Annotated in this window: 27 protein-coding genes; 6 read left to right on the top strand and 21 right to left on the bottom strand. The window is 60.3% G+C overall.

Annotated elements, in window-relative coordinates; genetic code table 11:
- Positions 1–41: 41 nt before the first annotated feature.
- From dhaK to P3T25_RS37260, 10 genes are all read right to left on the bottom strand, one after another.
- Positions 42–1,031 (bottom strand): dihydroxyacetone kinase subunit DhaK, encoded by a 990-nt coding sequence (dhaK, locus tag P3T25_RS37305; RefSeq protein WP_168435865.1) that lies wholly within the window; start codon positions 1,029–1,031, stop codon positions 42–44.
- Positions 1,032–1,045: 14 nt separating this feature from the next.
- Positions 1,046–1,678, bottom strand: a complete 633-nt coding sequence (gene dhaL, locus P3T25_RS37300) for a dihydroxyacetone kinase subunit DhaL (protein ID WP_154564329.1) — start codon at positions 1,676–1,678, stop codon at positions 1,046–1,048.
- On the bottom strand, positions 1,675–2,721 hold the full coding sequence (locus P3T25_RS37295; protein WP_266240268.1) for an ABC transporter ATP-binding protein: 1,047 nt from the start codon (positions 2,719–2,721) through the stop codon (positions 1,675–1,677). Before P3T25_RS37295 ends, dhaL begins: the two co-directional genes overlap by 4 nt.
- Positions 2,714–3,817, bottom strand: a complete 1,104-nt coding sequence (locus P3T25_RS37290; protein ID WP_266240267.1) for an ABC transporter ATP-binding protein — start codon at positions 3,815–3,817, stop codon at positions 2,714–2,716. Before P3T25_RS37290 ends, P3T25_RS37295 begins: the two co-directional genes overlap by 8 nt.
- Positions 3,818–3,821: 4 nt before the next feature.
- Positions 3,822–4,016 (bottom strand): hypothetical protein, encoded by a 195-nt coding sequence (locus P3T25_RS37285; RefSeq protein ID WP_266240266.1) that lies wholly within the window; start codon positions 4,014–4,016, stop codon positions 3,822–3,824.
- A complete protein-coding gene (locus tag P3T25_RS37280; RefSeq protein ID WP_266240265.1) occupies positions 4,013–4,966 on the bottom strand; it encodes a carbohydrate ABC transporter permease in 954 nt (317 codons plus the stop codon). Before P3T25_RS37280 ends, P3T25_RS37285 begins: the two co-directional genes overlap by 4 nt.
- Positions 4,963–5,919 carry a carbohydrate ABC transporter permease gene (locus P3T25_RS37275; RefSeq protein WP_154564339.1) on the bottom strand — a complete coding sequence of 319 codons (957 nt, stop codon included), beginning with the start codon at positions 5,917–5,919 and terminating at the stop codon, positions 4,963–4,965. The genes P3T25_RS37280 and P3T25_RS37275 overlap by 4 nt, the downstream gene beginning before the upstream one ends.
- Before the next feature lie 66 nt (positions 5,920–5,985).
- A complete protein-coding gene (locus tag P3T25_RS37270) occupies positions 5,986–7,317 on the bottom strand; it encodes an ABC transporter substrate-binding protein (RefSeq protein ID WP_154564341.1) in 1,332 nt (443 codons plus the stop codon).
- 114 nt (positions 7,318–7,431) lie between these two features.
- Complete coding sequence (locus P3T25_RS37265) at positions 7,432–8,451, bottom strand: LacI family DNA-binding transcriptional regulator (RefSeq protein WP_171928806.1); 1,020 nt, start codon at positions 8,449–8,451, stop codon at positions 7,432–7,434.
- A gap of 193 nt (positions 8,452–8,644) precedes the next feature.
- Positions 8,645–9,121, bottom strand: coding sequence for an OsmC family protein (locus P3T25_RS37260; RefSeq protein ID WP_154564343.1), 477 nt, complete (start codon positions 9,119–9,121; stop codon positions 8,645–8,647).
- Positions 9,122–9,230: 109 nt separating this feature from the next.
- Between P3T25_RS37260 and P3T25_RS37255 the strand changes: the two genes are divergently transcribed.
- A complete protein-coding gene (locus P3T25_RS37255; RefSeq protein WP_266240263.1) occupies positions 9,231–9,872 on the top strand; it encodes a GntR family transcriptional regulator in 642 nt (213 codons plus the stop codon).
- 3 nt (positions 9,873–9,875) lie between these two features.
- On the opposite strand, the gene P3T25_RS37250 is transcribed toward P3T25_RS37255, so the two are convergent.
- Positions 9,876–10,214 (bottom strand): hypothetical protein, encoded by a 339-nt coding sequence (locus P3T25_RS37250; RefSeq protein WP_154564347.1) that lies wholly within the window; start codon positions 10,212–10,214, stop codon positions 9,876–9,878.
- 346 nt (positions 10,215–10,560) lie between these two features.
- Here P3T25_RS37250 and P3T25_RS37245 point away from each other — a divergent pair, with 346 nt between their 5' ends.
- Both P3T25_RS37245 and P3T25_RS37240 read left to right on the top strand, forming a co-directional pair.
- Entirely contained in the window at positions 10,561–11,292 is a 732-nt protein-coding gene (locus P3T25_RS37245; RefSeq protein ID WP_429362029.1) for a glycine zipper 2TM domain-containing protein, read from the top strand.
- A gap of 163 nt (positions 11,293–11,455) precedes the next feature.
- The gene (locus P3T25_RS37240; protein WP_266240261.1) at positions 11,456–13,462 is read left to right on the top strand and encodes a bifunctional DedA family/phosphatase PAP2 family protein; all 2,007 of its coding nucleotides are present in this window, start codon (positions 11,456–11,458) and stop codon (positions 13,460–13,462) included.
- Between the two features lie 270 nt (positions 13,463–13,732).
- Here P3T25_RS37240 and P3T25_RS37235 read toward each other — a convergent pair whose 3' ends face one another.
- The 5 genes from P3T25_RS37235 to P3T25_RS37215 form a co-directional block, all read right to left on the bottom strand.
- Positions 13,733–14,320, bottom strand: a complete 588-nt coding sequence (locus P3T25_RS37235) for a PqiC family protein (protein ID WP_429362027.1) — start codon at positions 14,318–14,320, stop codon at positions 13,733–13,735.
- Positions 14,321–14,419: 99 nt separating this feature from the next.
- Positions 14,420–14,806 (bottom strand): response regulator transcription factor, encoded by a 387-nt coding sequence (locus P3T25_RS37230; protein ID WP_429362025.1) that lies wholly within the window; start codon positions 14,804–14,806, stop codon positions 14,420–14,422.
- Positions 14,807–15,058: 252 nt separating this feature from the next.
- Positions 15,059–15,694, bottom strand: a complete 636-nt coding sequence (locus tag P3T25_RS37225) for a response regulator transcription factor (protein ID WP_154564357.1) — start codon at positions 15,692–15,694, stop codon at positions 15,059–15,061.
- Between the two features lie 5 nt (positions 15,695–15,699).
- Positions 15,700–16,914, bottom strand: a complete 1,215-nt coding sequence (locus tag P3T25_RS37220; protein ID WP_429362022.1) for a PAS domain-containing sensor histidine kinase — start codon at positions 16,912–16,914, stop codon at positions 15,700–15,702.
- A 689-nt stretch (positions 16,915–17,603) separates the two neighbouring features.
- A complete protein-coding gene (locus P3T25_RS37215) occupies positions 17,604–17,888 on the bottom strand; it encodes a hypothetical protein (protein ID WP_054039195.1) in 285 nt (94 codons plus the stop codon).
- Positions 17,889–18,104: 216 nt separating this feature from the next.
- Between P3T25_RS37215 and P3T25_RS37210 the strand changes: the two genes are divergently transcribed.
- Positions 18,105–18,692 (top strand): hypothetical protein, encoded by a 588-nt coding sequence (locus P3T25_RS37210; RefSeq protein ID WP_429362020.1) that lies wholly within the window; start codon positions 18,105–18,107, stop codon positions 18,690–18,692.
- Positions 18,693–18,730: 38 nt separating this feature from the next.
- On the opposite strand, the gene P3T25_RS37205 is transcribed toward P3T25_RS37210, so the two are convergent.
- A complete protein-coding gene (locus P3T25_RS37205) occupies positions 18,731–19,492 on the bottom strand; it encodes a hypothetical protein (protein ID WP_266240256.1) in 762 nt (253 codons plus the stop codon).
- Positions 19,493–19,812: 320 nt separating this feature from the next.
- Here P3T25_RS37205 and P3T25_RS37200 point away from each other — a divergent pair, with 320 nt between their 5' ends.
- Positions 19,813–20,046 carry a hypothetical protein gene (locus P3T25_RS37200; protein WP_266240255.1) on the top strand — a complete coding sequence of 78 codons (234 nt, stop codon included), beginning with the start codon at positions 19,813–19,815 and terminating at the stop codon, positions 20,044–20,046.
- A 159-nt stretch (positions 20,047–20,205) separates the two neighbouring features.
- Here the strand turns inward: P3T25_RS37200 and P3T25_RS37195 are convergent, their stop codons facing one another.
- The 4 genes from P3T25_RS37195 to P3T25_RS37180 all read right to left on the bottom strand — a co-directional run bounded on the left by P3T25_RS37195 (position 20,206) and on the right by P3T25_RS37180 (position 24,456).
- On the bottom strand, positions 20,206–20,790 hold the full coding sequence (locus P3T25_RS37195; RefSeq protein ID WP_429362018.1) for a YceI family protein: 585 nt from the start codon (positions 20,788–20,790) through the stop codon (positions 20,206–20,208).
- Positions 20,791–20,826: 36 nt separating this feature from the next.
- The gene (locus tag P3T25_RS37190; RefSeq protein WP_154564367.1) at positions 20,827–21,387 is read right to left on the bottom strand and encodes a YceI family protein; all 561 of its coding nucleotides are present in this window, start codon (positions 21,385–21,387) and stop codon (positions 20,827–20,829) included.
- Positions 21,388–21,537: 150 nt separating this feature from the next.
- A complete protein-coding gene (locus tag P3T25_RS37185; protein WP_429362016.1) occupies positions 21,538–22,689 on the bottom strand; it encodes a porin in 1,152 nt (383 codons plus the stop codon).
- 117 nt (positions 22,690–22,806) lie between these two features.
- A complete protein-coding gene (locus P3T25_RS37180; RefSeq protein ID WP_429362014.1) occupies positions 22,807–24,456 on the bottom strand; it encodes an FAD-dependent monooxygenase in 1,650 nt (549 codons plus the stop codon).
- A 290-nt stretch (positions 24,457–24,746) separates the two neighbouring features.
- Between P3T25_RS37180 and P3T25_RS37175 the strand changes: the two genes are divergently transcribed.
- Entirely contained in the window at positions 24,747–25,211 is a 465-nt protein-coding gene (locus P3T25_RS37175) for a MarR family winged helix-turn-helix transcriptional regulator (RefSeq protein WP_054039186.1), read from the top strand.
- Positions 25,212–25,317: the final 106 nt, after the last annotated feature.

Genomic DNA, 25,317 nt, shown 5'->3' with positions numbered 1-25,317 from the left:
GGTTACTCCGGTGAGCGGCGGGCAAACGGCAGACCTTCGCATTACACGCCCCAGCGTAGTCCCGGCGTATGCACTGCGCTGTCCCAATGGCGCTTCATCTCATCGTCGAGCACGCACAGTGTGATCGATGCACCGGCCATCTCCAGCGAAGTCGTCAGCGCGCCTACCTGCACCCGGCCGATATTCAGCCCGCGCTGCTCGAGCCACGTACGCGTGGAATTGAAGAGCAGATACAGTTCTCCAAGCGGCGTACCACCGAGCCCATTGACGAGCACAAGTAATTCAGCATGTGCCGCCGGCTTCAGATCTTCAGCAATCGCCGTCAGCAACTCGCCCGCAATCGCGTCAGCGGGTGCGAACTTCGCGCGCCGACGCCCAGGCTCACCATGAATGCCGACACCCACTTCGATCTCGTCGTCGCCGATTTTGAACGTTAGCGTACCGGCCGCCGGCACCGTGCAACTGGTGAACGCCACACCCATCGACGCGGTGCGCTTGTTGATGCGGTCGCCAAAGGCCTTGCATTGCTCGAGATCCGCGCCGCTCTCCGCCATACTGCCAACCAGTTTCTCGACGATCACCGCGCCGGCCACGCCGCGCCGCCCTGTCGTGTAACTCGAATTCTCCACGGCCACGTCGTCGTTGATCAGCACCATTGCATTCGGCACCTCGGACATCTCCGACGCCATTTCAAAGTTCATCAGGTCACCGGAGTAGTTCTTCACGATGAAAAGCACGCCGGCACCGGTATCGACAGCCCTTGCTGCGGCCATCATCTGATCGGGTGTCGGCGACGTGAAAATCTGCCCCGGACAGGCCGCATCGAGCATCCCATAGCCGACGAAGCCTGAGTGCAGAGGCTCATGGCCAGAGCCGCCACCCGAAATCAGCGCAACCTTGCCGGGCTTCAACGCCTTGCGACGCACAAACACCGGCTCATTGTTCAGCACGACCAGGTCGCTGTGCGCAGCGGCGAACCCCGCCAGACTCTCGGCGAGAAAATCGTCCACATCATTGATGAATTTTTTCACGGTCTCTCGCTCCTTCACTCGTTATGAAGCGCCAGGCGCGCGCATACCGACGCAATCATGATCTGACTCGAACGCGCTCCCGGATCGATGTGTCCACGCGAACGTTCGCCGAGAAACGACGCCCGCCCTTTGGTCGCCAGCATATCGCGGGTAGCGAGCATGTTTTCCTCCGCGACCCGCGGCAACGCATCGCGCACCTCTTGTGATGTCGCGCCCTGTGCGGCCAGTTCGTCGAAGCGCTTCGCGACCGGGATCAGGACGTCCATCATCGTTTTGCTGCCGACGCCGGTCTTGCCGCGTTGACCGACCGCTTCGACCCCCGCGGCAAAAACGTGCGCAAAGCCCGCTGTATCCGGTGCATGCCGTTCGGAAGCTTTAGACATGCCGCTCAGCAGCGAATAGAACAATGGCCCCGACGATCCGCCCACCGTCGAAAGGACCTTGGATGCCGCGATTTCCAGCGCGGGGCCGAATGCTGCGGCTTCGATGTCCGACCTCACCGCGAGCAGGGCCTCCATGCCTCGCAGCAGATTGAAGATGTGATCGCCATCGCCGATCTGCTGGTCGAGCAAAGCGATCTCGTCGGTATGTTCCTTCAGCGACGCATATGCGGCGTCGATGCACGCCATGACCGTTTTGCCGTTCATGTCGCTATCCTCCTGCCGTCGGCTCGGAAATATAAAAGGCTGCGCGCCGGCAGCGAAACGCCGACCGATTGCCCGGGCGTGAAATTGCGCTCCGCCACTGTCGTTGCCACGACGGCGGTTCCCGCGCGATCGAGGATCAGCAGGTGCCGCAGCGGCGAATATTCGAGCACCTTCAGATTCAATGCGTCCTGTGCACCTGAAACATCGCGTTGATCCCGCGTGTCGCCGTCATGCAGCACCACGTCTTCGGGACGGATTGCCACTGTGGCCGTACCCGCCGGCATATGCGCCGAATCGAACAGCGCCGGCGGCAGCAGGTTGATCGGCGGAGAGCCCAGCCGCTGCGCTGCACTGAGCGAAACCGGATTGCCGTATACCTCGCGGGGCGTGCCGAGCTGTACCAGACGCCCATGTTCGAGAATGCCGATACGATCCGCGAGCGTCGTCGCTTCAACCTGATCGTGCGTAACGTAAACAATCGTTGCGCCGATCGTGCGATGCAGGCGTTTGAGTTCGATACGTAACTCTTCGCGCAGCTTTGCATCGAGCGACGACAGCGGTTCGTCCATCAAAAATGCCTTGGGTTGCCGCACGAGCGCACGCCCTATCGCCACGCGCTGCATTTCGCCGCCTGAGAGGTGTGTCGCCATATTGTCGAGCTTCGATTCCATATGCAGCATCTCGGCCACCGCGTGGACTCGCGCGCGCACCTCGGTCTCGCTGCTGCGCCTTCTTGGCGAGCGCAGCGGAAAAGCCAGATTGCCGAACACAGTCAGATGCGGATAGAGCGAGTATTGCTGGAAGATAAACGCGACGTCGCGATCCGATGGATGCACGCCCGTAGCAATGGCGCCATCGATCAGTACATCGCCGGTATCCGGTCGTTCCAGCCCGGCAATCAGACGCAGCGTAGTCGTCTTGCCTGCACCGCTCGGCCCAAGCAACACGATGAACTCGCCATCATCGACGTCGATCGAAAGATCGTCGACAGCGCGGATGTCGCCAAACCGTTTCGATACATTGCGCAACTGGATTTCAGCCATGAGCCTCTCCGTATGCGGGAATCGTTTGAGCGGCGCGTGGCAGCAGGCGGCCCGTTTGCGCGTCGTACAGCAGTGTGCGCTCCTTGCGAAACGACAAACCGACCGGCGATCCGGCAGGCAAACCGTCGTCCTTGCCCGCCCGCACGCGCACGACGCCCAACGCGGTCTCAATCACCAGCACCTGATGCGAGCCGAGATATTCATCGGCGATGACCTTGCCGCGCAGTGGGCCGCGCTCGTCGATCACCACATGCTCCGGGCGAATGCCAAGCAGAACACGCTCGGCCGCCGCCTCGCAACGTGGTACAGGCACTGCGGCGCCGTGAAGTTGTACCGCTTCGCTACCCGCATCGACACCGCGATCGACCGGCAGGAAGTTCATCGGCGGACTGCCGATAAAGTTGCCGACGAACACGGTGGCCGGAAAATGATAAATCTCATGTGGCGGCCCGGCTTGCAGCACTTCGCCCTTGTTCATCACGACAATGTCGTCGGCCATCGCCATTGCTTCGCTCTGGTCGTGCGTCACATAAACCGTCGTTGCCGCGAGCGCGTTATGCAGCTTGCGCAGTTCAAGACACATCAGCTCGCGGAAGTCCGCATCGAGCGTCCCAAGAGGCTCGTCCATCAGAAAAGCCTTCGGCTGCCGCACGATCGCGCGGCCGAGGGCGACGCGCTGCCGGTCACCGCCCGACAGGCCGCCTGTTTTGCGATCGAGAATGTCCTCGATGCGCAGCATGCGTGCGACCGCATCGACCCGCGTCGCGATTTCCTTGCGCGACACATGCTCGTTCTTCAGCGGAAACGCAATGTTGTTGCGCACCGTCATATGCGGATACAGCGCGAACATCTGAAACACGAACGCGATATCGCGCTGACGTGCACGCAGCGCTGTCACGTCTTCGCCGTCGATCAGAATCTGCCCTGAGGTCGGCAACTCGAGCCCGGCGATCATCCGCAGCGTGGTGGTCTTGCCGCAGCCCGACGGACCGAGCAGTACGACAAAGCGTCCCGCATCGATCGTCAGACTGGTGCCGCGCACCGCGACGAAATCGTCGAAACGTTTATGGAGGTTGGCAAGCACGATGGTCGACATGGCGCTATTCCGGGAAATGGCTCGTCACGAGGAACGCAAGTGCGCCCACCAGAATGACCGGAAACGACCACGTGAACAGCGCCAGCGAAAACGGCTGAACCAGCATCGCCATGCCGGCGCCGATCAGCACGGTGGAGGCCGTTTCGCTATAGCTGCGGCGCAGCCAGCGCCCCTGCGTGAGAACGAAATCACGTTTCATTTGCGCACCGCTCCAAATGTGATACCGCGCAATAGATGTTTGCGCAGCACGACAGTAAAGAAGAGAATCGGCAGTACGAATAGCGTGGTCGCCGCCGCAACAGCGGGCCAGTCCTGCCCGCCTTCGCCGATGATGAACGGAATGAACGGCGGCATGGTCTGCGCATCGCCGCTCGTCAGCAAAGACGCGAACGCATACTCGTTCCACGCGAAGATCAGACAGAAAATCGCGGTTGCCGCAATGCCGGTGATTGCCTGCGGCAGCACGACTTTGACGAAGGCCTGCAGACGTGTGTAGCCGTCTACCAGCGCCGCCTCTTCGTATTCGCGCGGAATCTCGTCCATGAAGCCCTTCAGCAGCCACACCGCCAACGAGACATTCACTGCCGTATAAAGCACGATCATGCCGACATAGCTGTCGCTCAGGCCCAACGCGCGATACATCAGGTAGATCGGAATCGCGACCGCTATCGGCGGCATCATACGAGTCGACAGAATAAAAAACAGCAGGTCGTCGGCGAGCGGTACTTTGAAACGCGAAAAGGCATACGCCGCGAGCGTGCCGAGAAACACCGCGAGGAAAGTCGAACCGAATCCGATCACGAGCGAATTGACGAAGCGCGGCAACACCTTCGACGGACCCGCGATCACCATGCTGCGCTTGCGCACGTCGCGCTCATACCAGGTTTGCGCAGGCGGCAGACTGGCGATGAATTCCGGCGTCTGCCGCGAACGGATCGTAAACAGGTTCACGTAGCCTTCCATGGACGGCTGGAACAGCACGACTGGCGGATAGGCGATCGCGTCTTCCTGGGTCTTGAAGCTCGTCAGGAAGATCCAGACCATCGGCAAGGTGGCGAGCAATGCATACGTGATGACGGCCGCGGCGGCGAAGCGCTTGGCGCGCGGCGACGACGCCACCACCGAGTATTGACTGGCAGTCGGTCTCATCGTTGTTTCACCCGGTTGAGTGCCTTCACATAGATGTTCGCCGCACCGAACACCGTCACGAAGAGAATGATGGCCAGCGCCGACGAATAGCCGGTCTGCCACTTCTCGAATGCGGCGCGCTTTAGCGTGATCGACACGGTTTCGGTTACCGAACCCGGTCCGCCGGAAGTCAGCAGGTTCACCATGTCGAACATCTTGAAGTTCTCGATGCCGCGAAACAGCACCGCCAGCATCAGGAACGGCAAGGTCATCGGCAGCGTGATCGACCAGAACTGCCGCCACGGCGTGGCGCGATCCACTTCCGCCGCTTCGTAGATGTAGTCGGGAATCGAACGCAGACCCGCGAGGCAGATGAGCATCACATAAGGTGTCCACATCCACGTATCGACCATCACGATGGTCCACGGTGCAAGCGAGACGTCGCCGATCATCTGGAACGACCCGGGAGCAATGCCCGTGAAGAAGCTGACGATATCGTTGAAAAGACCCGTTTGCGGTTGCAGCAGAAAGGTCCAGAAATTGCCCACGACGGCGGGCGAAAGCATCATTGGCAGCAGGATCAACGTGGTCCAGAAACTATGCCCGCGGAACTGCCGGTTGATCAGCAACGCGAGGCCGAAGCCGAGCAGCACCTCCAGTCCGACCGACCAGAACACGAAACGCGCCGTGACTTGCATGGCGTACCAGATGTCTTCGTCGGTGAGAATATCGACGTAGTTGTCGATGCCGACAAAGTGCGCCGGCACGCTCGGCATATTCGACTTGAAATTCGTGAACGAGAGACGCAATGCCCAGATCAACGGGAAGATGTTGATGGCGAGCAGCAGCAGGATCGTCGGAAGAATGAACAGCCACGCAATGGTTCGGTCCGATAGCCCGGCCAGGCGCGTGCTCACGCGCGCCCGTGCGCCTGACTCGAGCCCAGCCGACGGAAAAGGCTTGTTTGCCAACATGCCTGACTCCTTTAAGCGGACCGGCGGCAATCCGTGCAGGCGGCGCCGGTCCAGTCGGGAAACGCGCTAGTTCTTGCCTTCGGCCTTGAAGACCTTGTTCCAGTCTTTGACCAGGAGATCGAGCGCTTCCTTGGCCGTGCCCTTATCGGCCACCACGTAATCATGCACGCGCTTTTGCATGTCGAGCAGCAGTTCGGCGTAAGCGGGCTCCGCCCAGAAGTCCTTCACGATCGCCATCGACTTCAGGAAGGCCGGTGCAAACGGGGCGCTCTTTGGGAAGTCCGGGGCATCGACCACCGACTTCGCCGCCGAATAACCGCCCAATTGCCACCATTTCTTCTGGACATCCGGCTGCGCGAACCATTTGATGTACTCGAGCGCGTCGTCTTTATGATCCGAGTACGAAACGACCGAGATGCCCTGCCCGCCCAACTGTGTGAACTGCTTCAATTCACGCGGATTGACGAAGAACCCGATCTTGTCGCCGCCGACGTTCGGGTCTTTATAGAGTCCCGGGAAAAACGCAAACCAGTTCATCTGCATCGCCACCTGGCCTGACTTGAACGCGTCGAGTCCTTCCTGCATGTACGCGTTGGTCATTCCCGGTGCCGTGCAACACTTGTAGAGCGCCTTATAGAACTCCAACCCCTTGATCGCGCCCGGTGAATTGACGAAGCCGTCCAGGTGATAAGGCTTCTTCGGGTCTTCGTATTCGAAGCCGAAGTTATAGAGCGCGTTGGTCACGCCCATCGTGATGCCTTCGGAACCGCGCTCGGTGAAGATATACGCGCCGTACACGGTCTTGCCGTCGATCTTGCGGCCCTGGAAGAACTCGGCGGTTTGCTTGAGCTCATCCAGCGTGGTGGGCGGTTCGAGTTCGCGTTTATATTTTTGCTTGAACTCCGCGCGCAACTCCGGGCGCGCGAACCAGTCCTTGCGATATGTCCAGCCGACCGCGTCGGCCATTGCCGGCAATGCCCAGTAGTTCGGCGTATTCTTCGGCCACTCCGAGTAACCGACCACGGTCGCCGGCACGAAGTCGTCCATCGATATCTTGTTCTTCACGAAGAAATCGTTGAGCTTGACGTAGTGCCCATTAACCGCCGCGCCGCCAATCCACTGGCTATCGCCGATGATCAGATCGCATAGTTTGCCATGCGAATTAAGTTCATTGATGAAGCGGTCGGCGTAACTGGTCCACGGCACGAACTCGAACTTCATCTTGATGCCGGTCTTGCTCGTGAAATCTTTCGACAGTTCGACGAGTGCGTTGGCTGGATCCCATGCCGCCCAACATAATGTCAACTGCTTGCCCTGCGCCTGCGCGCCCGTCGCCATGCCGAATCCCAGCGATACGATGGCTGCCGCCACTACCCTTGCTGACGTAAGACGTAACATGTGTCTTCTCCTTGTCTTTCTCGGGTCTCCAACCTGATATGGAACAGCGCCCATGCGCCGGGCACCGCGTTTCGGCTCCAGCGGATTCAGACGGCAATCCGCGTGTCGCGAGCTTCAGGCATGCGCATTCTCACGAAGATAAATTCGGGTTTCCGGCGTTGGGATGGCGAGCGCGCCACGCACGTCGTTAAGAAAATTAATCGCGGCAAGGCCGGCCCAGTGCACGATGCCTCGCACGTCCTGATCGAGAATCACATCGATCGCGCGTTCGGTGAGCTGGCTGCGGGTCTCCGCGGTGCATTCATGGCCGATCACAATCAGACGGGCCTTGTCGCCGGATTCCTGCAATGCCGCGGCAATCCCGGAGATGCCGCCGCCCGTCGCATAGACGCCGACCAGATCCGGATGGCGTGCCAGCAAACCCTGAGCGGCGAGACCCGCACCGTCGTCGTCTTCGGCGAAATCGGGCTCGGCGATCCAGCGCAGATTGCGAAAGTCCTCTTCCAGAACCTGCGAAAAACCAGTGCGCCGCTCCAGTTGATCATGCAGGCGTGACGAGGCGGAAAGCACCGCCACCGTGCCAATGCGGGAGCCGAGAAATCTGCCCATCAACAAGCCGGCCGTGCGACCGGCAACCCGGTTATCGACGCCGACGTACGCGGCGCGGCGGCTCGACGGCAGATCGGAGAACACCGTGACGACAGGCACGTTCGCCGCGCTCATGTCTTCGATCAGACGTTCTACCCATGGATAGTCGAGCGGCACGAGCACGAGCGCGTCGTAGCTGGCCACCTGTTCGGCGAATGTGGCCGTGTCGCGCTGACTGGAAAAATCGCAGCGATAGAACGAAGGGATGATGCGGTGTTCGCGAAAGAAGCTGGCGGAGAGCGCGATACCGCGCTCGACATGATCGAGAAAGCGCGAGTTGATCTGGGGAAGCACAAAGGCGACGCGAAACGAACCGGCCTTCGCCGGGCGGCCGCGACTCGCGCGTTCGTCGCGCAGCGTGGCCAGCGCAAGGTGAACGCGCTCGGCAGTTTCCGGACGCACGGCCTGATCGTCGCGCAACACACGATCGACCGTGGCCACGCTAACGCCCGCACGACGCGCAATCATCATACGTGTAGCCGGCATGTGTCTCCTCCGGTGCCGAGCCAGAAGTCGTTTTGTTTTATGAAGGTAGCTTTTTCTGCGCGAAATGCAAGTTTTTTTACTTCGATAAATCCATCATTTTTGATGGCATGGTGCGGCGCACATGAAGGTGTGAAGCAATTGGCAATGCGATGCCGAACGCTCGCCATGCTGAATCACTTGCACCGCACAAGCGTCAGTTCCCATCCGTCTCGATAGCCGGTTCGCACAGAATCGGAAAGTTGACCGAGTTCGCGATATAGCACTTCTCATGGGCCGTATGATGCAAACGCCCAGCCAGCTCCAGGTCGCCGCCTGCCTGAATGACGACGTGCGGCCGCAGAACGATCTGTGAAAAGCGGCCCTGCTCCGGACTATCGAGCATCGTGCCTTCCGCGTTGTCGCGATAGCTCAAAACAACGATGCCCGCATCCGAACAAAGATGCAGATACCAGAGCTTGTGACAGGCGGACGCTGAGGCGACCAGCAGATCTTCCGGGTTCCACCGGTTCGCGTCGCCGAGAAATGCGGCGTCCGATGACCCGGGAATGTCAGGCTTGTTTCCCGCGGCGATGATGTGGTCTCGACCGTATTCACGGTATCCCGAGGTGCCGCTGCCGCGGTTGCCTGTCCATTGCACCGATACCGCGTATTTGTGCTCGCCGTACGCCATGCCAATCTCCTTCGCTGTTGACCCGGATTTGATTTCGCAACAGGCGCATTCTAAATGCGCGCACCCGTTTTGGTATACCATTATTCCAAACGACAGGAACTCGACGCACATGGACCACAAACTGGATTCGACGGCCGATGCCATCGCCGCCTCACTACGCGAACTGATCGCGACCGGCGAACTGGAGGATGGCGCACGGCTGGTCGAGCGCGAACTCGCCGATCGCTTCGGCGTGAGCCGGGTGCCGATGAGAGAGGCGATACAAAAGCTCGAGGGCGAAGGACTGGTTGAACTCATGCGCAATCGCGGGGCGGTCGTGCGCACCTTGACCGAGTCGGACCTGGACGAGATTTACGGCCTGCGCATCTTGCTCGAAGGCGACGCCATTTTCCACGCGGTCAAACGCATGGACAGTGAGACGTTATCCCGCGCCGAACTCGTTCATCGGCTTCTGGGAGATGCCGATACCGCGCAAAGACAGGGTGAACTGAATCGCGAATTTCATGAACTGCTATACCGGCCGTGTGCAAACAGCCGGCAATTGAAAGCGATCCGCGAGCTGCGCGCTCAGGTCGAGCGCTACGAGCGATTGCAAAGCACGCTGCTCGCCGATACACCGGCGTTCCAGGACGAGCATCTCAAGATTCTCGAAGCATGCGAGACCGGCAACGCACGCCTCGCGCGATCGATGACGGCGGAACATCTCAAGTCGGCGAAGCGCATCGTTCTGCAACTGGTTCGGGCTGAGTGACGACTACTGTCCGAACGCTTTTCCCGTCACGTTCGGTGCGCGAGGATCCGGGCTCATATTCAGGCTGGTGCCGTTCGCCCGCATGTTGTTGAGCGCCGGGCCGGATCCAGTGCCGCCGGCTCCTCCGATCGCTGGGGCGTGGCCCAGGGTGCCCAAGCCTGGCGTTGGGCTCAGCCCGGCCGCGCCCGCCCCCAAACCCGTTCCCTGCCCTGCACCATTCATCCCACCTGCCTGCAAACCGACCATACCATTGGCGTTAAGGTTTGCCGATTGAGCGCAAGCCGCGCCCGTCAGACCCATCATCAGCGCTGCGGCCAACAGGGTCTTTGTCACGATTTTCATAGCCCACTCCATCATGCCGTCGAATTGCCCGACCCATGCTCCCCGCACATCGTAGCGAGGTCGAGCCAACGACGCTCGCAAAGGAACCCGGTCAAACGGTAAGACCGCCCGCCAGCCACTTTTGTTCATCGCTGAAAGCATCCGGTTTCCAGACAGCAACCGGCGCGCGTCTGGCGAAGATTCGCCACAATCGTCTGCAGCGCTTCCTCGACGAATTTACCGACGAAATCTGACCGGCCCATCTTCGTCGGCAATTTGTACAAATGCTTACAAAGCAGCGTGCGTCTGGCGTCCACCGGCCGCGCTGCTGCCGCGTTATTGCAGGCATCTACCCGCGGAGCCCGCAATGAACACGAACCTCACCTCCAGTAATTCGCAGCGCAGCCGTATCCACCCCCTGGTCGCCGGCGCAGCAGTAGCCGTCATCCTCGCGAGCGCCACCGGCATCGCAGCGATGACTGGCCTTCTGCCTACCTCGCACGCCGTTACCGAGCCCGCGCAGCCGGCCACCACGGTCGCCGCGCAGGTTGCCAGCGCTCCGGTCGCCGCGCCCCAGGCGGCCCCGGTTCAGCAACCGGTTCAGCAACCGGTTCAGCAGACGGCCCAGCAAACGGTCCAGCAAGCCGCACCGGCACGGCCGCGCGTGCATCACACGCACAGCACGCCCGCCGCGGAGACACCGAGGTACGCAAACAATCAGGGCTACCAGGCACCCTATGAACCCGCGCCGGCAAGGCCGGTCGCCGACCCTTATGCGGGCGAAGTCGTCGCCATCAACACGGTGCAGGCGCCTGAGCCGACCACCGGGCTCGGCGCGCTGGGTGGCGCGGTCGCCGGCGGCCTCGTCGGCAATCAGATCGGCGGCGGACGGGGCAAGATTCTCACCACCATCGCAGGCGCTGTCGGCGGGGGTCTTGCCGGCAACGGGATCGAGCACGCCGTGCGCAAGCAGACCACCTATCAGGTCCAGGTGCGTATGCAGGACGGCAGCTACCGCAACTTCAGCTACCCGACGCAACCGGACGTTCAGATCGGCGAGCGGGTCCACGTATCCGGCGATTCGTTGACGGCTTCTTAACGGGCGAACGCGGGGCAAACGCGGGGCGAACGCATCTGGCGATGTGCTGACGGCTTCGTGAGATTGTGCGCCGGCATGTCGCCCGATGCCGGTTGGCAAAAATGTGGCGCAGCGCCGTGCGCGTTATGATCAACCGTTACGCCAGAACGGCTGATCGCGCACGATGGAGCACGCCTACATCCACCTTTTGCATCTGCTTGCCGGCCATCCGGCGTGGATGCTCACGGTCGTCTTTCTTGCGGCCTTCCTGGAGGCCGTCGCCGTCATCGGCACCTTCATCCCGGGCAGCACTGCGATGTTCCTCGCCGGCGCACTGGCCGGCACCGGCTCACTGAGCCTCGGCTGGGTGTTCCTGTGGGCGATCGCCGGCGCCATCGCCGGGGACGGCATGAGCTTCTGGATCGGTAGCCGCTACAAAGACAGGATCGTCCAGTTCTGGCCGTTTCGCACCCACCCGCAGATACTCGACGCCGGCCACCGTTTCTTTCAGAAACATGGTGCCAAAGGTGTCGTGTTCGCCCGCTTCGTCGGACCACTACGAGCGATCGTGCCGGTGGTGGCAGGCATGCTGGGCATGACGCCGCTGCGCTTCTACGGCATGAATGTACTGTCGGCGCTGCTGTGGGCTCCCGCGCATATCCTGCCGGGCGTGGTCTTCGGCGCCTCGGTGCTGCTGGCCGGCGCGGTGTCGTTCCGCCTCGTTGTCATCATCGCGTTGCTGGTGGGCATCGTCTGGCTGAGCTATCGCGCGATGGAGTTCCTGGTCTCGCATGCCGGTGCGTGGTCGAGCGCGGCGGGACGCTACCTGGGAAGCTGGGCGTGCCGCCACCCAGGCCCGTTCGGCCGATTCGCGCGGCGGCTGCTCGACCCCGAACAGCCGGATGCCAGCAGCATCGTGTTGACGTCGCTGGTCGTGCTCGCGGCGGGTGCGCTCTTCTTCGGCGTGCTCGATGACGTCGTCAGCGGTGATCCGCTGGTGAGCGTGGATCTGTCCGTCTATCACTTCCTGCAATCGGTGCGCACGCCATGGAGCGACACGGTCCTTGCAGGCGTGGCGACACTCGGCAGCGTCTTCACGCTGACGGCGGTGGTCGTGACCGTGGTGGTGTGGATGCTGCTCGAGCGGCGTTGGCGCGCCATCGGCTACTGGCTCGCCGCGGTCGTGTTTTCCCAATTGCTGATTTTCGCCCTGCAGTTCGCCATGCACCGCGCGCCGCCCAATGAACTCCTGTCCGACGCGTACGTGTTTCCGAGCAATCACGTCGCCGCGACGGTGATCGTCTACGGCTTCCTCGCGTTCCTGCTCGTGCGACGGGTCGGCATGCTGGAAGGTTTGCTCGTGGCGACCGCGAGTATGGTGGTCGTGATCATGGTCGCGCTCGCAGGACTTTACTTCGGCAGGTACTGGGTCTCCGACGCGATCGGCGGCGCCGCGCTCGCGTACATTTGGGTAGCCATCGTCTCGCTGACGGCGATATTACGGTATCCGGAAGTGCCGCCCTCACGCGGCTTCATGCCGGTCGTGGTTCTGGTGGTCATGCTCGCGAGCGTGGGCCTGCAACTGAGCGTCAATCCCCTGGCAGCGGCGCCGGACCACATGCCTCACCCGCAGCCCGTGCTGGTCACGCAAGCGCAGTGGACAGTGTCGCTGTGGAAAAGACTGCCATGCTATCGCTCGGACATGGGCGGCGACCACAAGGAACCGCTCACGCTGCAATGGGTGTCGAACCTCGATTCGATCAGGGGGCAACTGCGCGCCCAGGGATGGATCGAGGGCACGGACCTGTCGGCGCGCAGCCTGCTCTCGCTTGCCTCGCCGAACGTCGCGGCGACATCGCTGCCGGTATTGCCGAAGCTGAACAACGGCGTGCCTTCGTCGCTGGTCCTCATGCGCCCCGGCGACACGCGCGACGAACGCGACGTCCTGCGTTTCTGGCCGAGCGGCTATGCCGTGGAGAACGGCGCGTCCGCCACGCCGCTGTGGGTCGGGTCCTTTGCGCACGAACGGCTCGCCCGGGCATCGTGGCCGATTAACATTCTGCGAGTCGACAAGGAAGAGTCATCGCTCGATGCGCACACAAGAGCAAGCGCCGATCTCGGCGCGGCGCTCGTGGCCAGGGTGAGTTGTCAAGGCGTGCCAGTGTCGCTGCTGGCCTCGCCGGTGGAATGAGCGGCGCGTTGCCGATGGTCTGCCTGGGCCTGCCTGGGTCTGCCTGGATGTGCGGGTTCGCCGTACCGATCAGGAAATCGCTCTGCGCTCAATCACTTGGCGGCTTTGGCCAGGACTTGTCCACAAGGATATGAACATTTTCTGTGGATAACCTGCGCTATTCGACTCGCACATGCCGGTCGACGTCCATTCGGGAGGCAGCTCGCACGAGCGTCGTACAGCCTGCATCGCAGATGCCGTCCTACGCGCGACGTCATGCTCGAGCGCCCTTCAAGGCGACGCCGGGCGGATCGCGCTGGCAATATCGCGGCTCACCGTTCCGAGCGCCCTGCTGTATGCCGCGACCACGCCATCGAAGCCGGCGCCGGTGCAAGGCTCGTGGACCGTGCTTCGGCCGCTTAGCACCGGCTTTTTCCCCGGCGGCGCGACCGACCACAACACGTCAACCGTCACCGCGTCGCCAAGCGCCGCATCGAAGCGCTGGATGTCGAGTTGAACCCGGTAAGCCGACGCCGAATCGCCGCCGATCGCATAGGTGGAGACAAGCGGGCTGTTCAGCAACTGCCCGAGGTCGGCGCGTACCACGCGCGGGATCTGGCTTTTCAAAGGATCGGCCCAGCGGGCGAATTCGTCGATATCCACCTTGTTGTCACCGGAACGCACCACGATCTGCGGCCGGTCAACGAGATCGGGCACGGTCACCACCGTGATCAGGACAGCAATCGGCGCTGCAGGCGGCATGTCCGTCTGCGCGGCCGCCGGGCTCAACGTGTAGAAGTCCGACTTGGGCGACGAAGCGCAACCGTACAACGCGGCGAGCGCCAACGCCACTGCTACGATTAAGGATGGGCACATCATTTCTTGTCCTCCAGCTTGCCGCGGATCAGTGCCTCTGGATGGCGCTCGAGATAGTCCGCCAGCGTGCGAATTCGCGGTACGGGCCTATGCAATTGCTCGTCAGACAGGCGGTACACCGTCGAGCGCGGCGCGCACCGTCTTCACGAACAGTTCATCGTTGAAAGGCTTGCGCAGCCAGGCAACCGTACCGGCCGCGAGCGCATGCTCGCGTACGCTGATCTCGTCGTGTGCAGTAATGAAGATCACGGGCATGCCTTTGCCGGACAAGCGCCGCTGGACTTCGAGTCCATTGAGCCCGGGCATCTGCACGTCGAGAATGACGCAGTCGGGTCGATACGACGGCATCGAGGCGAGAACGTCGAGGAACGCGTCGCCGCTGGCGAACGTTTCGGCAGCGATCCCGATGGAGCGAAGCAAGCGCTTGATCGCCCGGCTCATCGATTCATCGTCATCGACGACGACAACGAATGGTTTGAGTTTTCCCATGGAGAGTAGTCCGGTGTCCGGGAATACGCGGGTCAGCGCACTCCCCCAGACGAAAGCCTACGAGGCGGGAAGGTTCGCGGATATTGGACCTTGGTCCCGTGTCGATCGAGTAGGGATCAGGTGCGGGCCGGGTGTGGACCGTGCGGACCTTTTGCGAACCGCACACGGATCGGCCGTGCGGCCCTTCGGCGACACGCGCACCTGAGCAGGCCCCGAACCGGGCCACACTACGGCTAACGGACTGCAATGACTTCAGCGCGAAACGTGGGTTTCGCCCGCACCGCCGAGACCGACTTTGTCCGCGACGCGCACGAGTTGGGCCAGCGAAGTGACTTCCATCTTCGCCATCACGCGCGCGCGATGAGCCTTGATGGTCTTTTCGACCGTGCCAAGCTCGCTTGCCACCTGCTTGTTCAGGCGGCCCGTGACCACGAGCGCCATGACTTCCTTTTCACGCGGCGTGAGCTTGTCCAACCGGCCACGGATCGCATCCAGCTCGCAACGCGCCGCGCGGGTCTCTGCAACGCGTTCGAAAGCGGCTTCGATTGCGCGGAGCAGATCGCAATCGTTCACAGGTTTTGCCAAAAAATCGGTGGCCCCTGCTTTCATCGCGCCCACTGTCATGGCGATATCGCCATGACCCGTGACGAAGATGATCGGTAGCATCGCTTTGAGTTCGCGCTGCAATGTCAGCCCGTCCAGGTCAGGCAATTGCACGTCAAGAATCAGGCAGGCCGGAGAATCGACCTCGCGCAACCGTTCGAGAAACGCGCGGGCATTGCCGTACGCTTCGACACGGTAACCAGCGGAGTGGATCAGACGCGCCAACGCACGGCGCACGGAATCGTCGTCGTCGACGACAAAGACAAGTGAATCGGATTCAGTCATGGCCTTTATCGCGACTTATCCTCCGGCGTGGCATCGCCAACCGGCAATGCCACGTAGAATGTCGCGCCTCGATCGTTGTTATTTTCGGCCCATAGTCGCCCGCGGTGCATGTCGATAATGGAACGGCTGATCGACAATCCCAAACCGAGCCCTTGGGGTTTTGATGTAAAAAACGGCTTAAATATCTTGTCCAGCTTATCGGCGGTCAGTCCATGGCCCCGATCGCGAACAGCGATCAACACCATGCCGTTGTCGGCCGGTTTGAGCGTGACGCACACCATACGGTCGACGGGTGGGACCTCATTCATCGCGTCGAACGCATTCAGCAACAAATTCAGCATGACCTGCTGCAATTGAACCCGATCGCCGCGCACTGGCGGCAATGTCGAGTCGATATCGAGCGTCACGCGCGTACCGCGCACGATCGCATCGCTATGCACCAGCGCCACCACATCGCGCATCACGCCGGCGAGGTCGAGAGGAATCACCTCGAGACCACCCTTCTTGACGACCGCGCGAATCCGCCGGATCACCTCGCTGGCCCGGTAATCGTCCTGGACAATATCGTTAAGAATATCGCGCAACTCGGCCAGATCGATCGGATCGGCCATCATGAAACGCTGCGCAGCCTGCACGTTGCTGAGTATCGCGGTAAGCGGCTGATTCAACTCATGTGCGAGCGAGGAAGCGAGTTGTCCCATCGTCGATACGCGTGTCAGATGCGCAAGATCCTCGCGCTGACGGCGTAACTCATACCGGTCCGTCTTGTCGATGATGAATGCGAGCGTGACGTTTTCACCTTCGAAACGAAATGCACACAGGTCGATGTCGGCACGAAACTCGGTGCCGTCCTTACGGCGCGCGCATAGATCGTCCAGCGGCAAGAACCTGCACAATTGCTGCGTGGCTGGGGGAGCATCCCAGCGTGACGCGTGGCTGTCGAAACGCAGCGCGTGAATCAGCATTTCCACCGGCTTGCCTGGCAGCTCGTTACAGTCATAACCGAAGAGCCGATCCGCTTTCGGATTGACCATTGCCATCACGCCGCGCCCGTCGAGCATCTGCGTCGCTAGCGGCAATAACGCCAGTACCTCACGAAAATAATGCTCGCCGCTTACCTGTTCGTCATTGTCATCGTCAGCGTGTGAATCGTGCACGAGCACCGCTCGCGCGACGTCATCATGAGTTCTCCTGCGCGCGGTTCTCGCGGAGGTCATCATGCGAAGCCGATCCGTAAAACGCCGTCTCGCGCGCGATGCCGGTAGACCGCTATCTGGCGCACCGAAAACCGCGGGAGGGGTGAGAAATTGTTCGGGACGCTGACGTTCCGATTGACGGGGTTGATTTAAGGAATCATGTAGAGCCGCTTTATCCGCCAGTTCGAGATGCGCTGAATGCGCCGCATGCTCACCGGGCATCCCGCGGTCGCGAGAATTCGCTCCGGCAATTGGCGGATTAACACTGCTGAACGCCGCAGATGCGCGATGCCGCAATCCGAGCACCAGCAACCCGAGAATGATCGCGGTTTGCAAAATGACGATAGCAGGCATGACGAAGCTCATGTCCGAACGGCCTCTCAAGATTCGGCACCGCGAGATTGGTTGCCAAAAGTCTTGCTGAACATCGGCGCGAGACTGCGCCTCTTGAACAGCAGGCTCATCGTCTCTTTAGACAGTTAACAAGTCGACGAAGATACACGCTGTCTGTGGACGCATGCGGAACGAGTGCACCGGTAGGAGTTACATCTGCGGAACGCTTTCAACCGGCAAAATTAATCCTAGTACGGACGGTTAAACATGTAAACGTGATTGAGGTATTTCTTTTGCACATATTTCGGTCCGCCGACGAATGTGATCAAATTCAACCTGTCCAAGTGCTTCATCGATTGGTAACACAGTTTCACATCCCATCAATTGCACCCGTGACCATTGGCCGTGCGATAGCAGGTCTGTCCGCTCGGACTCTTATATACGCCCTTACCGTTTTTGGTCTTGGCTTCCCCGCCTTTGCTCGTCGTTGTTGTCGTGACACCGTTCTGATTCTTTTGCGCCTTCCATGCGTTGCCGGTGTTCGGGTTATAGCCGCCGGCCGCCTGCCCGTTATTGCATTCGGTCATACCTCGCGCATTAGTGGTGCATTCCGCGAATACATTGGATGAAAGCGCAAAGGCTATCAACACGAACAACACTTTCATGGTCGTCTCCTGAGGCAGCAGGCACAAGCACATGCACGGCTACGCCTGCCACGACTTCCAGATTAGCCTCATCCGCTCGCATGCATATTGGACCTTAGTCCTATTGCAGGCAGCAGCATAAGTGGATTTGACCACTATGCCGCATGCAACGAACGATTCGAATCGCACAGTCCCGAAATCACGGCGCTTTCGGTTCGCGTGGCTCTGCTGTGCTCGATGTCCGCACTGTCGATTCACGCACAGGAGATGGAGCCGCGAGCCTATTCTGCTGTGCCGGTGGCTACCAATTTCGCGGTATTCGACTATGCACGTTCGAGCGGCGACGTATCGTTCGATCCATCGTTGCCAATCACCAATGTGCAGGCACATATCAACATCTTTTCGCTCGGCTATTCGCACAGTTTCGGGGTCGCGGGACGTACCGTGAGTACCGCGGTGTCGGTGCCCTATGCGAACGCGAATGCGAACGGCGACGTGAAGGGTGTTTTTCAGCAGCAATACCGCTCGGGTCTCGGCGACGTGCACTTCAAGATCGCGGCGAACCTGCTCGGCGACCCGGCGCTCTCTCCGGAAGAATTTGTGCGACGCGCACCCTGCACGATACGGTGTCACGCTGTCCGTGCCGCTGGCAGCGAAATGGTCCGCCAAACTCGCGTGGTCGCGTGGCCTGGTAACGCGTGTGGGCGGCAATTTCCAGACAATCTCGATCGCGCTTCAATACCACTGGTTCAATTGAGCCCTGTCTGGCAATGCAACTGTGTAGCGGATTCGCAAAAAACGCAGCGCCTGACTCCCACTACCTAATGCCTTTTACCTAGTGTTTTATGCCTAGTGTTTAATGCTTAATGCCCGAGAATATCGAGCGCCGCGCGCATCGGTGCGAAAGATATTTTTACTATTCCGCCGAGCGGCGTATTCATTTCCATGATCAGGAAGATTGCACCGGAAGTCGACAGTGCACACATCACGAGCGCCGTCATCGTCGTGCCGTTGCGAGGTGCAAACAGGCCAAACGTGCCAAAGAGGATCGCCAGCCACGACACCAGAACCACGAGCAACGGTATCGGAATCGAACCCGTTTGCTGAAGAAGCGCGAGCCATCGCGTAGCTAATACATCGTCGACGATTTGCAGCGCCCGCGCCTGCAATTGACGCTGCGTATCGGTGTGCGGCGAGAGTTCCTCCACTTGACGCTGAAATGCTTCTCCGCGGGCCACGGCTTCGGGGCTGCTCAATCTGGCCAGTTGAGCGGGATCGCCGGAAGACATCGCCGCAACCGAAGCCTCGGTTGTGCGTTTAAGCGCGCTGCGAATCTCCTGAGTCTCCGGACCATAGTGGGCCAGCACGCGATCAAGACGAACGATAGCGGCAGCGCTATGCAAAAGCTCCGTATTCATGGTGTCGAAAGAGCCTTTTGCCGACGAAATCAGCAGGCCCAGCACCAATGCGGCCATGGTTGCAACAAGACCGGTCGCCAGTTTGACCACACCGGTGGATTCATCGCTGAGGTGGTGCTGTGGCAGCACGCGGCGCAGATACGAACCAAGCAGCGCACTGCCGAAAACGCACGCGAATACGACTGCCGCATCGACGAGGTGGTTCACCCTGCGGTCCTCCGTCTCTGGTTGCGCACGTGGCGATTCGATATCTTGCGCTCCGCGCTGCAACGTGCAATTGGACCAAGGTCCAATTGTCTTTACGTGCGCGCAACACCACTATTTATTCCACTCGAAGCGTCCCGCAACCGGTATGGGCCGCACCATCACCGCCCTTCGAGGCCGCGAACAATCCGACGCGCCACGGACACAACAACTTCAGCAACAGGCCAAAGCGGTTCTGGTATTCCCCGATATTCTGAAGGTGGGGTTCATTGCCGGCGCGCAAGGCGGCAAGGGGGGTGATGTTCGCCCCCGACGGAACGGTAATGGGCTACTACACCGCGAGAGCAGTCTCCTGGGGATTGCAAGCTGGCGGACAAACCTTCTCTGAAGCCATGTTCCTGATGAGCGATTCAGCCATCAACTACCTCAACGCGAGCGACGGATGGTCGGTCGGCGTCGGCCCGAGCGTCGTGGTCGTGGACGCGGGAATGGGCAAATCGATGACCACCACGACCCTGAAATCCGACGTCTATGCGTTCATCTACGGTCAGCAATGATTGATGGCAGGTCTCGGCGTGCAAGGGCAAAAAATCACCAAATACACGCCGTGATCCGGCGCGCGGCTCCCCTCGCGCAAGCTGAACGTTGCGCGTGAGGAGCCTTGTCTGGTATCGCGGTCCGATGAAAATCGCCCCATATGACTGGGCGATGCCGCCTTATTGTTTGATACCTTCAGCCTGGATGTGCAGCACCGTTTGCATCCTGAAGCCGTAAGTCTTGCCCATGTCAACGCCAAAGTCCGACCGGTCGAAACTCGCGGTCGAATCTGTGCCGCACACTTCGCGCTTGAGCAGCGGGTTCTGGAAGCACTTGAACGACTCGATCTTCAGATTCAGCGGCTTCGTCACACCGTGCAGGGTCAACTCGCCGATCACTTCGACCGGCACATCGCCCTTGAACGTCATCGACTTGCCCTTATAGACAGCGGTCGGGAATTGAGTGGCATCGAAGAATTTCGGGCTCTTCAACGCCGTATCCAGCGTATCGTTGCCGATATCCACTGACGTCATGTCAATAGTCGCTTCCAGCGTGCCGGTCCTGGCTTCGCGATCGATCTTCACTGTGCCGCTGCTCTTGTTGAACTTGCCGCGCCAGATCGAGACGCCACCGAAGTGATCGGCTTCAAAGCTGGGGTACGTGTGCGTGGGATCCAGTTGATACGTGGTCTCCGCTGCCTTTGCGCCGAACGATGTGCCTGCTGCCAGAGCGGCGATCGCTACGGCCAAAAGTTGCTTCTTCATTGTGATCCTCCTGGGGAGTCTGAGCGGCTTTGCTGCTTACTTTTTGGCTTCAACAATGTGAAACCTGATCGACACTTCGTCGGCGACGACCGACGTGTCTTTCCATTCGCCTGAGCCGATGTCGAACTGGCTACGCTTGATCGGCAAAGTGCCGTCGAAGGTTTGCGTCGCACCCTGCTGCGTGACGGTGACCGGCACCGTCACGTTTTCAGACTTGCCCTTGATGGTCAGCTTGCCACTGACCTTGAACTGGTTGCCGCCAGCCGGTGCAATGGTGCTCGAGACGAATGTGGCGTTGGGAAACTGCGCCGTGTCGAACCAGTCTTTGCCACGCACCTGCTGGTTGTAGCTTTGGTCGCCGAGATCATAGCTGGCGGTGTCGATGGTCAGTTGCGCGCTGCCCGCCGTCGGCTTGGCCGGATCGAAGACGAGCTGCGCAGTGAACTTTCTGAACGTCCCGTCGACAGGTACGTTCATCTGCTTCGAGGTGGCGGTCACCATGCTTTTCGATGTATCGACCTGCGCATGTGCAACACCCAGAAAGGGCGACATGGCAACCGTAGCGGCCAATATCAGTTGACGGAATCGGGGTTTCATATCTGTCTTGAGCCTCTTGCTACTTTGGAAAATGGATCATGCGGGCGAGCAAGCCGTCACGATCAACTGTGTGGATAAACGATGGCGAATAGCGTATTCAAAGAGAACATATTGTTATCCTCACGATGCAATCGAGCGGCCGCAGGACATTTAGAACAGGTGTCGAATACCCACCATCGCACCGGTTTGACTCACGCCTGGCAATGGCGTCGAAGCGGGCGGCACCACGCCACCGTCAATCGAGAACGCTGCGTTACGCTGGTTAAACACATGCCCTGCCGTGACGTACACCGCAGTGCCCTTGGACAGGAAGTACATCGCGCGCGCTGCGATCACGGAGCCTCCCAAGTCGTGGCCGCTCACGGTGATATGACCGAACTGTGCGTCAAGCGCAATATATGGAACGGGCAAATAGGATCCACCGACCCACCAATAGTTGCTGGTCGCGTCGAAGACTTTCGGCGTCTGTGCTCCGTGATTGATCCGGTGTTGGAATCCCGCTCCAAAAGTCGAATTGCCAAACTTCACGTAGCCGTCGATGACGGCGCGTGTATCGTTTTGCGAGCTAAGTGGCAAGGGCGAGCCAGTGCCGCCCCCACCGTAGTTGCGATCGATGGCCGCTGCCGCACCCCATTTCCCGGCGTCATATTTCACCATCGCGGACATTGATTTGCAGGCCCGCCAGTCAGTCGGCGATTGGCCGGCGCACCCTCCGGCCGGCACACTATCGGCCACGTCACGTCCCAGTGAATACATCGCGCTCACAGTCAGTCCCGACGACGTGAAGGTATAGGCGATCGAATTGTCAACGCGCGGCTGGGTCAAGTAGGGGTCAAGATCGGCGGCGGCAAAGATATTCGGCGCCAGCGTGTCGCCCGTTAATACCGCCCAGAAGATTTGCGAATATTGCCGCCCGAGGGTCAAGGTCCCCCACCGCCCCGCAAGCCCGACATAGGCCTGCCTGCCAAACAGACGTCCCCCTTGATTCAGCGTGCCCTGTCCGGGAGCAAACCCCGACTCCAATACAAAAACCGCACTCAGACCACCACCCAGATCCTCTTTGCCACGAAGGCCCCACAGCGATGGTAGCGAGGCTGTGAGAGACGGCATGTGCACTGAGCTGGATTTTTGAGCGCCGACGTTCGTCACATATTCAACGCCGGTATCGATGATCCCATATAGGGTGACCGAGCTCTGCGCATGCGATACGCCCGACGCACATGCCGCAAGCGACGGGAGCGTCCACCAAAGCAGCCGGTGCCATGAATGCCCACCTCTGGCCCGATTCAACCGTGCGCTCATTTTCTCGTCTCCAATGTTGTTGAAATCTCAAGACGACGGCACCCCTGCGCCGTCGCGCGTCGAGCCTGCAGCGTGGGGCTGACCGAATATTGATTTGATTCGATTCAGCCGGCTCGGTCAGCGGCTGCTGATCGAACCCATTGCGCGGTTTATGTCGCTATGTCCTGTCACTTTCGCGGCGAGATCATCGACGGCCTGCGGGAGCCGGTCGCCGCGCCACGCGACATGCATGTCGGGCCGGACAAGGACGAGGTCGCGCTCATAGACGGTGCGAAGCGCCGAATCCGCGAGCACGAGCACGTCGAGCGGCGCGCCGAGCGCTTCGAACGCGGCGAGAAGCGGGCCCGCATCATGCCCACCCGTGACGTCGATCAACGTGTAGCGCTCCGGCCGTAATCGGTCCTGGATGGCGCTTCCGTCGGTGAGCCACATATGGGGAAGCCGCGCGCCCGGCCACGTCGTGGGAAGATAGGCACGCAGATCGTGCTGCGGCCCTCCCGGTACATTGTCGATAATGGGCGAGTCCACATAGCGATAGCCCAGTTCCGCTCCGATCATCTCGTTCGACTTGCGCTGCTCCACGTTCGCCACAACGGCCAGGTGAGCACGAGCAGTCGACCCTGCGGGCGTATCGTCCCCGATCTCCGGGCGCACCTCGGCCAACCATGCGCGATATCCAAGCGACGCGTAGCGCGATGCGCCGACGACCCGCTCGCCAATCTGGCGCCGTTCAGCTTCATAGGAGGCCAGCAACCCCGGGCCGCCCCACCCTTGCAGCGTAGCGGCCAACTTCCAGGCAAGATCGGTAGCGTCGCCAACGCCGGTGTTCATGCCAAGACCGCCAGTAGGAATCACGAGGTGCACCGCATCGCCTGCGAGAAACACCCGTCCCTTTCCATAGCGTTCGGCCAGCAGCAGATTCTGCCGCCATTCCGCGCAATACAGCATCTCGTAGGGCAACGCATCGCCGATGATCCGCTCGAACATCCGCCGCATCTCGTCATCGCTCTCGACGGCGGAATGGACCGTCCAATGTCGTGTGGAATCCTGCATGATCATGAAAGTGGGAGGCCCGCCCGCCACCAGATAGTGCCGCCCCCGGCTCGGCCCGTTGCCCATCGGAAGCCGCTCGTAGAGTTGCTCGCAGTAGAACAGGCCCTGCCTCAATCGCGCAATGTCGCCCTCGCCCTCCAGACGGATGCCCAGTTGCTTGCGTACATGGCTCGCGCCACCGTCGCAGCCCATGAGGTAGGCGGCCTTCAAGGTTCTTCTCACACCGTCGGCGGCATTGACCGCGACCAGAACACCATCGTCCTGCTCGGTGAATTCCAGAAACGTCGTACTCCGCATCACCGTGACCGCCGGCAATTGCTCGGCCACCTCAAGAAGAAGCGGCTCCAGTGTGTACTGCGAGATGAGCTGATAGGGCTCGAGCGGAAGGCTGCCGTCGTGGCTCTCGTGCGTGAGCGCGCGAGCCTCCGCCACCGACGGATAGGGCAAGCGCAGAATCGGAGGCTCGGTCATGGAGCGGATGATCTGGATGTCCATGGGGACGTCTTCGGGCATGCCGGCAGCCCGGATGCAGTCCGCGAGATCAAGCCGCCGGAAGATCTCCATGGTGCGCGCGTTGCAACGCTCCATTTTCGGCAGAAACTGAGGCTCTGCCTTTTGCTCGACAAGCACACACGCTATGCCGCGCTTGCCAAGGTCGATCGCAAGTGTCAGTCCTACCGGGCCAGCGCCGACAATGATGACTTGAGTGTCCAAATCCGATCTCCGTTCGCGTAAATCGTCGCTACAATTGTTATTTTTATTAGTAATGCCAATGAAGTTATTGAAGGACGAACTCTGAACCTTTCATATCCAACCAGGCTCGATTGATCCGACTCCTCCCTCACGTCTGCCCTGGTTCAGCGTATGACGCGTTGCTCACTCAGAAAGGAAGCTGACTATCCGAATTCGCCCGGGTAACATTTATTTGATTTTTCAACTACATTTGAAGTGGAGTATAGTTGATTTTTCAAATATACGTACCCATGTAAACCCGCAACCCACCGATGACCATGAAGACACCCAAGCGACCACAAGAACTCGAGCAGGCGATTCCGTTCCTGTTGACACGTGCCGGAGGCCGGATGGGCAACGCATTCGCGAAGGCACTGAAACCGTTCGGCCTGAACCTCAGCGAGTGGCGGGTCTGTGCCTCGCTGCTGTACGTTCCGCACCAGACCTTGTCTGAATTGTCGGTGCACGCGACATCGGATATTTCCGCGCTGTCGAGGATCATTGACCGTCTTGAGAGCCAGGAGCTGGTCAAGCGCGAGAAGAGCACGACGGATGGACGATCAATCAGGATTGCCCTGACAAGCAAGGGAGACGAACTGGCGCTGCGCATCGTCCCGGTCGCGAAGCAACATGAGTCGGTGATACTGAGCGGTTTCACGGCAAACGACGTCCAGGTTCTTCGCACCATGCTGCTCAAGGTGTACGAAAACGCTGGCGCACTTGATGACCTTGTTTGACTTGACTCGACTCGTTCGCGGCTGGAGTGTCATTCTTCGTCCCGTCTTCTTGTCGGCACTCATCCCAAAAAGTAGTTATAATTGAGCGCGTAATCACTCTATATTT

It is taken from the genome of Paraburkholderia sp. GAS32 (genome assembly GCF_050434225.1).
Taxonomy (GTDB): Bacteria; Pseudomonadota; Gammaproteobacteria; order Burkholderiales; family Burkholderiaceae; genus Paraburkholderia; species Paraburkholderia madseniana.
Note: the sequence above shows the minus strand (reverse complement) of the source record. Positions and strands in the feature narration are given on the sequence as shown.